This window comes from Aquimarina sp. 433 (genome assembly GCF_054054605.1).
Map to the genome: position 1 here is coordinate 320,162 of NZ_JBSWZK010000002.1, position 12,233 is coordinate 332,394.

General features: G+C 34.2%; 7 protein-coding genes. All 7 read right to left on the minus strand.

The window, feature by feature from the left end; all coding sequences use genetic code 11:
• Positions 1-9: 9 nt before the first annotated feature.
• A complete protein-coding gene (locus ACWNT5_RS05530; protein WP_299604899.1) occupies positions 10-1,524 on the minus strand; it encodes an ArnT family glycosyltransferase in 1,515 nt (504 codons plus the stop codon).
• Positions 1,525-1,606: 82 nt separating this feature from the next.
• Entirely contained in the window at positions 1,607-2,326 is a 720-nt protein-coding gene (locus ACWNT5_RS05535) for a phosphatase PAP2 family protein (protein WP_456516839.1), read from the minus strand.
• 426 nt (positions 2,327-2,752) lie between these two features.
• Complete coding sequence (locus tag ACWNT5_RS05540) at positions 2,753-3,028, minus strand: F0F1 ATP synthase subunit epsilon (protein WP_219010889.1); 276 nt, start codon at positions 3,026-3,028, stop codon at positions 2,753-2,755.
• An 83-nt stretch (positions 3,029-3,111) separates the two neighbouring features.
• Complete coding sequence (gene atpD, locus ACWNT5_RS05545; RefSeq protein ID WP_299604892.1) at positions 3,112-4,620, minus strand: F0F1 ATP synthase subunit beta; 1,509 nt, start codon at positions 4,618-4,620, stop codon at positions 3,112-3,114.
• Positions 4,621-4,976: 356 nt separating this feature from the next.
• Complete coding sequence (locus ACWNT5_RS05550; RefSeq protein WP_456516840.1) at positions 4,977-6,449, minus strand: G-D-S-L family lipolytic protein; 1,473 nt, start codon at positions 6,447-6,449, stop codon at positions 4,977-4,979.
• Between the two features lie 22 nt (positions 6,450-6,471).
• Positions 6,472-9,237, minus strand: a complete 2,766-nt coding sequence (locus ACWNT5_RS05555) for a TonB-dependent receptor (RefSeq protein ID WP_299902489.1) — start codon at positions 9,235-9,237, stop codon at positions 6,472-6,474.
• A 294-nt stretch (positions 9,238-9,531) separates the two neighbouring features.
• The gene (locus ACWNT5_RS05560) at positions 9,532-12,210 is read right to left on the minus strand and encodes a TonB-dependent receptor (protein ID WP_456516841.1); all 2,679 of its coding nucleotides are present in this window, start codon (positions 12,208-12,210) and stop codon (positions 9,532-9,534) included.
• Between the last annotated feature and the right edge of the window lie 23 nt (positions 12,211-12,233).

Below are 12,233 nucleotides of genomic sequence, written 5' to 3' on the forward strand. Positions count from 1 at the left end.
ATTTAATTATCATTTCTTTTTATAAATTCGGGTAGTATGCGATTCAAATAGCGCTTTTACTTCCATGATCTTGACGATATCCGTTCTGTTTTCTAAAACATCTACCTCACGTGTATTCGTCATTAAAAATCCTTCCGGGTGTTTTTCAAAATACTCCTCTATCTCAGCTTCCTTATGAATAATCGTGAAGGTCCTTTGAAAATTAATTGGGAAAGCCGCATCAAAACTTTTATATACTTTAACTGTATCATTTTGTTTTAATATTGACTTTGCTTGCTCTACAGGGTTTCGCGAAGTTAATCTAGGATAAATTCCAAGAAATAAAATTGGTGTAATGATAACCCAACCCAAAGCAATGGTGATAAAAGCCTTTTGTAAATATCCTTTGAAATAAAAAACCAAGCCAACTAAAGTAGCTGTTGACGTTGGTATTAGCCAATAGGCTATATCACTTAGATCACCTAATTCCTTTTCTTGTAATAATACTAACTTTCCTGCTATTGGCAAGCCTATAGCCAGTAGTCCAATTAATCCTACAGCAATAGTATTGTGGATACCTTTATCCTTTCCTCTGTAAAACTCCCAAAAAGTCACTGCTAGCACCAATGCCAAAAAAGGATAACACGGCATCGTATAGTTAGGCAATTTAGTTCCTGAAATACTGAAAAACACAATAAATACAACCGATACAATAGTAGAAAATAAGAGTAATGAGTCTTTAGATTTGTTGATATATGAGTTTTTAAATGCTTTTAAAAGAAAAAAAGAAAATGGCATTAAACCCAATAAAACAAACACCCATGTAATTAGAAATATACCTCCATGACCTTCCATTTTACTTCCAAATCTATTTACATTATGATCCAGAAAAAAGCCTTTTGTCCAAGTCCCTTCGGTTTCGAAATGTACTAAAATATACCACGGTGTTGCTACTAAAAGAAAAACAATTAACCCTAAAAAAGGTTTAAATTTAAGAATCGTTTGGATACTGAAATTTTTAGTACTAATTAAAAATATGATGCAAATCAAACCTGGTAAAGCAATTGCTACAGGACCTTTGGTAAGTGTTCCCAAACCAAAAAGCACATACATTATCCATAATGAAAACTTAGAACTGGTCGCATAAAAGTCATAAAACATCCAAAGCCCAATACTTATAAAAAAGATTAAATAAGGATCTGGAACAGCCAAATGAAATTCCTGAATAAAGAAGATAGATGACCAGCATACCAAGACAAAAATCCAAGCAATATTTCTCTGAGAAAATTTATTTATATAGTAATACGATATACTAATTGCTAATGCTCCGAATATTCCAGAAAAAAAACGAGCACCGAATGCATTCACTCCAAAAAGCTTATATCCCAAAATCATAAAATAATAATGTAGAGGAGGCTTATCTGCTCTTAGTAACCGATTAAATTTTGGAACAATAAACTCAGAATGAACTAACATCTCTCTTGCAGCTTCTGCATTTTTCGCTTCATCTAGAATATAAATTGGATATGCCCATGATCCTATCAAACAAAGAAAAAGACTAATAGAAAAAATAATTAGAAAGTTTTGATGATTATATAACTTGGTAATCAAAATGAGTAGCAAAAAATTAATACTTTGGATATGATCTTATTCTTCTAATAAATAACTGCCTTAAAAACACAAGTCTTACTTTTAGCTTTCTAGACGTAACAGGTATCAGATATTTATTCATCCAAAAATATTTGGACGCAATTTTTTCAATCAAAGTAAATGCTATTATCGAAGATAAGGTTCCAAACAGAAATCCAAAATATACATCGATTAGAAAATGCTGAGCTAAATACACTCGAGAAAACCCAACACTTATTGCTAATAGAGCAAGTGTAATCGAAGAGCGATTAGAATTAAAAATTAACGCAATAAACGATGCGGCAAAAGCTGCCCCCGTTGTATGACCAGAAGGGAAGCTTACCTCTCGTCTTATTCTTATTCCTTCGGCAAAATGAAGTAAATGATCTTGACAAATCCAACTCATATAAACAGACGGTCTATAAATGTCATTGAAAAGAATTTGCTTATTAAACTGAATGAAGAAAACATGCAAAAAAAGCCCTGTTACAAAAACAAAAAACCAACGTACTCTAAGAAACAAAAGTGTTAAAGCTGCACAGACAACCATAAAACCTTCCCCAAACCAAGTAAGATTCTTAAAAAATCCGTCTCTAAGAGGAGAATTAAATCTATTTATAAAAAGTAAACTTTGTTCTTTAGGAACACATAAAAAAGGGCTAAGTATTACCAATATAACTATAAAAGGAATAATAGATTGATATCGTTTAGCTTTCATAGATACGAAGATATCACATAGTCAAAATCACCCCTTTATCCATATGTTATCGTTCGTAATCTAAGAAGTTAAAAAACACCCCATTTCTTAACTAATTGTTACTTATAAATCACTTTACTAGATCCCTAAATTTCTATATATAATCTTCCTCCATAATCAAACTGTATAGCAATATGTTTTCCTTGAATTTCCCAAAACTCTGAATAACAGTGAGGTTATATTTTCCACATAAGAGTCCCCATTGAAATTAGTTTTTTTAGGTTATGATTTAAAAAAAAAAATCATCGTTGCTATAACTCTTATATTTCTTTTTTTACATCTTCACTGGTATTAAATAGTATACTAGTAAACTTTATAAAAAATAAAAAATCCCCATTACATATAATAATAGGGATTTAATATAATGATCTAGATTGTAAATACTACTTAATCTGCAAGTACAATCACTTTATTATCTTTCATTTCAATTGTACCTGAATTTATCGCTAGAAGTGTAACACCATTTTCTTTCGTAAATTTTTCTACTACTTCTTCTTCCAAATTCATATCACCGTACACTTTCACATTTCCTTTTCCTAATAAAGAAACGATTGGCGCGTGATTATCCAACATCTGAAACTCTCCATTCACACCTGGAACAGCAACCGAAGTTACTTCGCCGCTAAACAATACTGCTTCTGGAGTTACTATTTCTAAATACATATTTATAGTTGTTTATTGTTAGTTGTCGGTTGATTGTGTACTTAGTTCAATAAGATACTATCAACTACCAACAATTAACTAGATTATGCTTCAGCTAACATTTTCTCACCAGCTTCAACAGCTTCTTCGATAGTTCCTTTAAGGTTAAATGCTGCTTCTGGCAAGTGATCTAACTCACCATCCATAATCATATTAAATCCTTTGATTGTATCCTTAATATCTACAAGAACACCAGGTATACCAGTAAACTGCTCAGCTACGTGGAATGGCTGAGATAAGAAACGCTGAACACGACGAGCACGTCCTACGGCTAACTTATCATCTTCAGATAATTCTTCCATACCAAGAATTGCAATAATATCTTGTAATTCTTTATATCTCTGTAACAACTCTTTTACTCTTTGTGCACAGTTATAGTGATCATCTCCTAAGATATCGGCAGTAAGAATTCTAGATGTAGAATCTAATGGATCCACTGCTGGATAAATACCAAGCTCTGCAATTTTACGAGATAATACTGTTGTTGCATCTAAGTGAGCAAACGTTGTTGCTGGTGCCGGATCTGTTAAATCATCCGCAGGTACATAAACTGCCTGTACAGAAGTAATAGATCCTTTCTTAGTAGAAGTAATACGTTCCTGCATCACACCCATTTCGGTTGCTAATGTAGGCTGATATCCTACCGCAGATGGCATACGACCTAGAAGTGCTGATACCTCAGAACCTGCTTGTGTAAAACGGAAAATGTTATCTACGAAGAAAAGTACATCTTTTCCTTGTCCATCTCCAGCTCCATCACGGAAATATTCTGCAATCGTAAGTCCAGAAAGTGCAACACGAGCACGTGCTCCTGGTGGCTCATTCATCTGACCAAATACGAAAGTTGCTTTAGAATCTTTCATAGCTTCCTTATCTACTTTAGAAAGATCCCATCCACCTTCTTCCATAGAATGCATAAAATCATCACCATACTTGATAATTCCAGACTCTAACATCTCACGAAGAAGATCATTTCCTTCACGTGTTCTTTCTCCTACTCCTGCGAATACAGAAAGTCCACCGTGACCTTTCGCGATATTATTAATTAATTCCTGAATCAATACCGTTTTACCAACTCCTGCACCTCCAAATAATCCAATTTTACCTCCTTTTGCATAAGGCTCGATAAGATCGATTACTTTGATTCCTGTGAATAAAACTTCTGTAGAAGTTGATAAATCCTCAAACTTAGGTGCTTGACGGTGAATTGGAAGACCGTTTTCTCCAGCTTTAGGAAGATCTCCTAATCCATCAATAGCATCTCCAATCACATTAAATAGACGTCCATATACATCTCCACCAATCGGCATTTGAATAGGAGCTCCTGTTCCAACAGCTTCCATTCCTCTACTTAATCCATCACTGGAATCCATCGCAATTGTACGTACCGTATCTTCACCAATGTGAGACTGAATCTCTAACACTATTTTGGTACCGTCTGCTTTATTAATTTCTAACGAATCGTAAATTTTTGGTAATTCAGTACCGGCAGCGAATGCTACGTCTATAACCGGACCTACAATTTGTGATACTTTACCCGTAACTTGAGACATTATATAACTATTTAATGTTTAGTATTTAATATTTAAAAAAGACCCATTTTTCTTACATGTAGAATACGACCTTTTTTCAGGCTGCAAATATAGGCTTTTAAAATGAATAACATAGCCTGTTTCATTTTGTTTTTTTCTTGTGCAAATTTAAAGGCGTCAAACCCATTAAAAAGTATAGATTATTCGATTATATTATTTCGTTTAAACTTATTACATTTTAATTTTTCATAGACAAAAATTTACTATTTCAATTCATTTTTTTACTTAAATGTAATTCGCATTTTCTTAAATATCACAACAAAAAAAGCCAGTACTACCTAAGAAGTACTGGCTATTATAATTTAATAATATACTTACTATTGTAAAGTTGGCGAATAAAATGTTGGGTAATCCGCAGCCTTTACCATTGGTAAGTTTGATTCGTAAGTCATATTAATTGCTTTAAGCGCTTCATTTGCTAATAAAGCATATCCTCTGGCAGTTGGATGCACTCCATCTAATGAGAAAGCTCCACCAAAAACTAAATCTTCCTGAAGAAGAAATTCATCAAATGTTACTCCATTAGAAGCCACTTGCTCTAATAAAGCATTTGCATCTACAAAAGCCAGACCAGCTTGATCTCTAGCCGCTGCAATAGTAGCATTAAAAGCGGTTGTTGCTGTTGCTATTTCAGCCTGCTCTTCTGGAGTTAACACCCATTTATCAGCTAATGGAATTGCCACTCCATTCACTGTCTGTGGATTTCCCGGAACCGCTTCCGTACCGATAAATGATGCAGCGGTTAACACCAATAAATCTTCTGAAGTAGCCTGTCTTATATTAATCAGTGCCGGATTAAGACCTGTTAAATCTGTTAAATCTTCGTCTAAAATAACCACAGCATTTCCTTCTCCTTCCGAAAAAGTTATTGTCCTTCTAGCTAATTCTGCATCCGCGTCTTCTTGAGAAATCGCTCCCGCCATTACAAGACCAGCAAAAGCTTGTGCAATTCCAGCATTGTATGCTCCATAAGCACTAGCACTATTTAAAAAGGCCGCTGTAGCTGCATCTAAAGGAACAGGGTTATGAGGCACTGTTGTAAAATGCGGAATAGAGGTAACATCAGGAATATTTGCAATTACACCCTTTGCTCCTCCAGAAGTCAATGTAGCGATTAACGCATTGTAAGCTTGACTAAATGTAGCGGTATCTGTAATTGGATCTGTACCATCACCACCTGTAAGGGCATATCCTAACACATCGTTATTACCAATCCATAGTGAGAAAAATGTAGGACTCTGTGCCATCGCATCTTCTATTACCGATGCATTTGGACTTGAAGCTATTCTAACATAATAAGGATTCGCAAGGGTAGGTAATCCTGCTATATTTCCATATCCATTGGCTAAAAGATGAAAACTCTTCGCTCCTGGTATTCCCATATTATTAAATGACCCTGATAATATAGATGATATTTCAGTTGTTGGTGTTCCTGGCAATACTGCAGGACCAGCTCCATTAAAAAAGAATCTTGGAGCTAATATCTGATTCCCTCCAAGTAATGCTCCTCCAACATTATCACTCATCAACGGTTGTGAAAATGTACCTCCTCCAACTAATCCGAATTGTTGAGACAAGATGTTTGGCATAGAATTTTCTTGTCCAGCTATAAATAAAGCTCCATCGGTAAAACCAGCCGTTAAAGAATTTCCTAAAGCTACATAATTAGAAAAATCTGCTGTTCCAGCTGTAAGAACAACTTCCTCAGTTGTTGTTGAATCATCATCAGATTCACAAGCTATAAATCCAAAAACTAACAGAATCAATAGCCATTTATATTGAATATTCATATTTAAAATATTTTTAGATTAATTATAAGTTGTTTATAGATATACCGATATAATATTGCGATCCTATAAACCCTGTACCAAAGGCAGTAAAATATTCTTCGCCTAGAATATTTGTTGCTCCTGCTTTAAGTGTTGCTTTTAATTTAGGAATGGTATAGTTAATTTGTCCATTAAGAACATTAAAAGAAGGAACATCTCCATCTCCGAATGCTGCTTCCCAAAAATATGCATCACTCCAAGTCCAACTCGTATTAAACCCAAAGTTCTTAAACAAACTTGTATGACCAAAAGAAGCTTTTACTTTATGCTCTGGAGTATTAAAATTTGTTCTGAAATCCGGATCTTCATTTTCATCAAAATCTTGTTTTGTAAATGTGTAATTAACTCCAAAATCAAAATTTCCTAGGATCTTAGTATCTACACCAATAGTACCACCAAATGATTTAATATCTACATCAGAATTGGTATATGCTTGGTACACTTCTGTATCTCCATTTTGCAAAGCTGCTAGTGATAAGGTACCATCTCCAACCTGTCCATAAAGAGGCACTAAAACATTTTCTGTAGATATGAAATCCGTATATATATTATAATATCCACTTAAATCAATTACAAACTTCTTGATTTTAGCACGATAACCAAGTTCTACTGCAACAACTTTTTCAGGTTCAACCAGATCAACATTTGAAACCGTAGGAGTACCATTCAATACAGAATTTAACGAAAAAGAGTTTTCATATGCTTGTCTACCTACTACATCTACAGAACTATTTCCTGTTAACAACTGACCATCTCCACTTAGATCAAAGTTTCTAACATCTCGATCTAAATTCTCTGAAGCCGATCCTACAAGTATTGCCCTCCCCACATCTAAACCAATGAACAAATCTTGTGTTGTTGGATTTCTAAAACCAGTTTGAGCCGATAAACGAATATTATGATTTCTATCTGCTCCCGCTGTATAACCAAGGGATAATCTAGGAGATATATTTCCATCAAATAACTCCGATTTATCATATCTAATAGAACCTGTAATTTTTAATCGATCATCAATTAATTTCTTTTGTACTTGAGTATACACCCCAAACTCCGAATAACGAATTGGTCCGTCAAAATCTGTAAATATAGTTCCCGAGGAATTTAATTTGTATTCTCTAAAAGACCCTCCCACTTGGATATCTGCAAAATCACTAGTAATATGACTAAAATTATAATTAACATCTACGTGCCTTAATTGACTAGCATCTTGAAATTTAGATCCGGTTGTAAGATCTGGATCTGTAGTAACCGTATTAAATGCATTCTCGAATTCTGGTGTTCCTGGTAAAAATCTGCCTGTATCTGCGGTTTGTCTTGCTATTAAATGCGCTTGTTCCGGTAATTGACCTGCTAAACTTGCCTGTACAAAGGCTCCTGCGTACTCTCCAAACCAAGTTTGGTCATCTTTCCATAACCTATTAATATTAATTCCTGTAAATCTAGAATCGTATGAGTCTCCTGCATCTTCATCTGTAATATATCCTCTTACAAAAAAGTTATCATTTTTAATTTCTAATTTATGCTGCTGTAAAAAGAAATTTCGAATTGAATATCTGTTTGCTCCTTGATAAATAGTTGTTCCTCTTCCAACTTTCCCTAAATAAATAATTTCGAAATCGTTTGCAAAAGGACGATAATGAAGTGCTGCATCAAACTTTATACTTTCTGCATTATAATTGTTTAAATCACTTTCTAAGTAACCTGTTCTACTAACTTCTTGATTGGGCAATATATTTTCTGCTCCAGCTGGCAACAACCCAGCATTCACCAATGCAACTCCAACTCCTCTAATATTAGTACTTACTTCATCTCCATATACATTCAGTCCATCATAGTTTGGGTCTAATCTAGTACCAGTAATAATATCATTAGAAACACTGACTTCATTTGTAGCAAACCAATCTGTACCTCTGAGATAAGAAAAATTAACTTTAGCAGCAAATTTATCGGAGAATGCATGAGCAATCCTAATTCCATAATCATAATATTCATTGTCACCTCCGACTTCTTGAGAGGTAATACCACCTTTAAAATACGCACTTATCCCTTGATGATCAAAAGGATTCTTGCTAGTCATAAATAAAATTCCGTTAAAAGCATTTGCTCCATAAAGTGCAGAAGAAGCTCCTGGCAGTAACTCTATACTATTTACATCTAATTCTGTCATACCTAACAGATTTCCTAAAACAAAATTTAGAGCAGGTGCTGCATTGTCCATGCCGTCAACCAACTGTACAAATCTGGTATTAGCAAAATCCGCAAATCCTCTGGTATTTACTGATTTAAAGGTTAAACTATTGGTATTGATATCAACTCCTTTTAAATTCTCTAAACCATCATAAAAATCTGCTGCAGGAGTAGTTTTTATTTTCTTGATTCCAAAACGTTCTACACTTACAGGAGATTCAAACACCCGTTCTGGTGTTCTAGAAGCTGAAATAACTACTTCATCTAATTCTGTTCCTTCCTTTAATGTGATCGTAATGTCAGAGGTGCTCGATGTGATATCTACTGTAGCAGATTCAAAACCTATACTACTTACGATAATCGTAAATGGTGGCGTTTCCTCTAAAGTAAGTGTGAATAGACCATCAAAATCCGTAACAGTCCCGACAGAAGCCCCCTGCAAAGCTATATTTGCTCCAGGAATGGGTTGATTGTTATTATCAACAACTTTCCCACTAATTGTTGTTTGTGCAGTAGAAATAATACTTATTAAAAGCACTATTACTAACGTAATTGTCCTCATATCCTAAATTAGTTTTTATGTTATGACAACAATATACGTTTTTTTATCAATTCTTTAAAAAAAAGTTAAAATCATGTGTTTTTCTTAATCTTAAGCCTTCTATTATGACAATTATTCTTTTTATTAAAGCTATACTTACTTTTTATATAATTACAACCTTAATGACTCAGTGAAATTAATCAGGGAAAATTCATCTTTTTTCATAAAAAAAGCCCGTCCAAATTTATTGGACGGGCTTTCTATATTTGTTTTGATTTTTACAACCTGATGATTGTAATATAATAATATTTAAAATTAAAAATTATTAATCGTAAGACCTAGGTAATACTGTGAACCAATAGGAGCAGTTCCTACAGCAGTAAAGTACTCACCTCCTCCAATATTTGTTCCACCTAATTTAAGCGTAGTTTTAAGAGAAGGAATTCTATAATTAAGCTGCGCATCAAAAACAGTAAATGATGGCACTTCTCCCACAGCGAAAGCAGATTCCCAAACATAATCTCCACTCCATTTAACTACGGTATTAAATCCGAAATTTGTAAATAAGTTATCATGTCCAAAGTTTGCTTTCACCTTATGCTCTGGTGTATTAAAGTTAGTTCTAAAACCTGGATCTTCTTCTTGATCAAAATCTTGCTTCGCATACGTATAACTAGCTCCTAAATCAAAATCTCCAAATACTTTAGCACTAATTCCAAGAACAGCACCGTATGAATTGATATCTACATCAGAGTTAGTGATCGCCTGAAAACCAGCAAAATTACCAGTTGCAATTGCAGCTTGAGCCTCTGCGCTACCCACAGAACCATCAAGAGGACTTACTACATCAACAGTAGAGATAAAATCTTGATACATATTATAATATCCACTAAGATCTAATAATAATTTACCGAAGTCAGCTCGATATCCAATTTCGATTGCTGTAACCTTTTCAGGTTGTACAATATCAGGATTTGCAATTTCTAATGGAGCTGTTCCACCAGATCTGATAAAAGCTTCTACAGACTCTGCAGTATATGAATTTTCGTAAGCAATTCTACCTGTGTAGGTAATTCCTGTAGTTGATGTTCTAACAAAACGATCTAAATTATCAGGCGCAGAACCAACAATCGCTCCTTCTCCAATATCTAAACCTAAATATAAATCTTGCGTGGTTGGGTTTCTAAAACCTGTTTGTATTGAGGCACGTAGGTTTCTATTTCTATTCTTACCTAAGGTATATCCAACCGAAAATCTAGGTGAAAAATTACCATCAAATAATTGAGATTTATCATATCGAACCGATCCCGTAAGCTTTAATCGATCATCTAATAACTTCTTTTGAATTTGAGAATAAACTCCTAATTCAGAATAATTAATTGCTCCATCAAAATCTGTATAAAAAGTCCCTGCAGAATTTAAAGAGTATTCTCTAAACGATCCTCCTACCTGAATATCTGCAAAGTTATTCGTAATATGACCAAAATTATAATTTGCATCTACGTGTCTTAACTCAGTTTTGGATTTAAATCTAGATCCTGTTTGGAAATCTGGTGTACTTGTAACCTCATTAAAAGCCGTCTCAAAACCCTCTGTACCAGGTTCTAACCTTACATCGTCAGCAGCTATTCTTGCTGCCTCATGTCTTTGCTGATCGGTTCCTACTGCTGTAGCAAAAGCTGTTGCATAATCATTGAACCAATCTTCATCACTTTTCCACCTTCTGTTAATATTGATTCCTGTAAAACGTAAGTCATAAGTATCTCCAGCATCTTCTGCTGAGATATAACCTCTTACAAAGAAGTTATCATTTTTTACCTCTAATTTATGTTGTTGAAAAAAGAAATCATTTAGAGAGAATCTATTAGAATCCTGAAATATTGTTTGTCCTTTTCCTAATTTACCAGCATATATAATTTCAAAGTCATTATGGAAAGGCTTATAGTGCACAGCTCCATCAAACTTAATACTTTCTGCATTATAGTCTGTTAAATCTGATTCATTATAACCTGTTCTGGTAACAACTCCTGCACCAGGAAGAATGGCTCTTACTTCATCTCCATACACATTTAATCCATTATAGGCAGGATCTGTTAATCTGCTTTCTCCAGGGTTTTCTATATTTTCTTCGCTTACAGCAAACCAATCAGTTGCTGTTAAATATGAGAAGTTCACTTTCGCTGCTATATTATCTGTAAAAGCATGAGCCACTCTAACACCAACATCATAGAAATCATTAGTCCCCGCAGCATCTTGAGAGGTAAATCCTCCTTTAGCATAAGCACTAATTCCTTGCTTATCAAAAGGACTTTTGCTTGTCATAAATAATATACCGTTAAATGCATTTGCTCCATATAACGCAGAAGAAGCTCCTGGAAGAAGCTCGACATTCTCTACATCCAATTCATTCATACCAATAAGGTTACCCAAGGCAAAATTTAGGGATGGAGACGTATTATCCATTCCGTCAATCAATTGCACGAAACGAGTATTGGTAAATGAAGCAAAACCTCTTGTGTTAATTGATTTAAAAGTTAAACTATTAGTATTTACATCAACTCCTTTAAGGTTTTCTAAACCATCATAAAAATCAACTGATGGTGTATTTTTAATTTCTTTCACACCAAATCGTTCAATACTTACCGGTGATTCGAATAATCTTTCTGGAGCTCTCGAAGCAGAGATTACAATCAAGTCTAATACATTTCCTTCTGTCAACACAATTACCACTTCTTCTGCCGCAGAAGTCACTTCTATAGAACTTTCTTCATATCCAATACTACTTGCTGTAATTGTAAATGGTGGTTTTTTGGTAACTGTCAATGTAAACACTCCATCAAAATTGGTAACCGTCCCAATAGATTCTCCTTTTAAAGAGATATTGGCTCCTGGTATTGGCTGATTAAAATCATCAACTACCTTACCATTAATTGTAGTTTGAGCATTACTAATGAAGCACATTAATAAAGCTACAATGAATGTAATTTTTTTCATAAAATAGGTTATTTTAATTTTAA

Excerpts from the sequence above, each read along its gene's own strand:
- ACWNT5_RS05535 (WP_456516839.1), bottom strand. The coding sequence starts at position 2,326 with ATGAAAGCTAAACGATATCAATCTATTATTCCTTTTATAGTTATATTG.
- ACWNT5_RS05540 (WP_219010889.1), bottom strand. The coding sequence starts at position 3,028 with ATGTATTTAGAAATAGTAACTCCAGAAGCAGTATTGTTTAGCGGCGAA.
- atpD (WP_299604892.1), bottom strand. The coding sequence starts at position 4,620 with ATGTCTCAAGTTACGGGTAAAGTATCACAAATTGTAGGTCCGGTTATA.
- ACWNT5_RS05550 (WP_456516840.1), bottom strand. The coding sequence starts at position 6,449 with ATGAATATTCAATATAAATGGCTATTGATTCTGTTAGTTTTTGGATTT.
- ACWNT5_RS05555 (WP_299902489.1), bottom strand. The coding sequence starts at position 9,237 with ATGAGGACAATTACGTTAGTAATAGTGCTTTTAATAAGTATTATTTCT.
- ACWNT5_RS05560 (WP_456516841.1), bottom strand. The coding sequence starts at position 12,210 with ATGAAAAAAATTACATTCATTGTAGCTTTATTAATGTGCTTCATTAGT.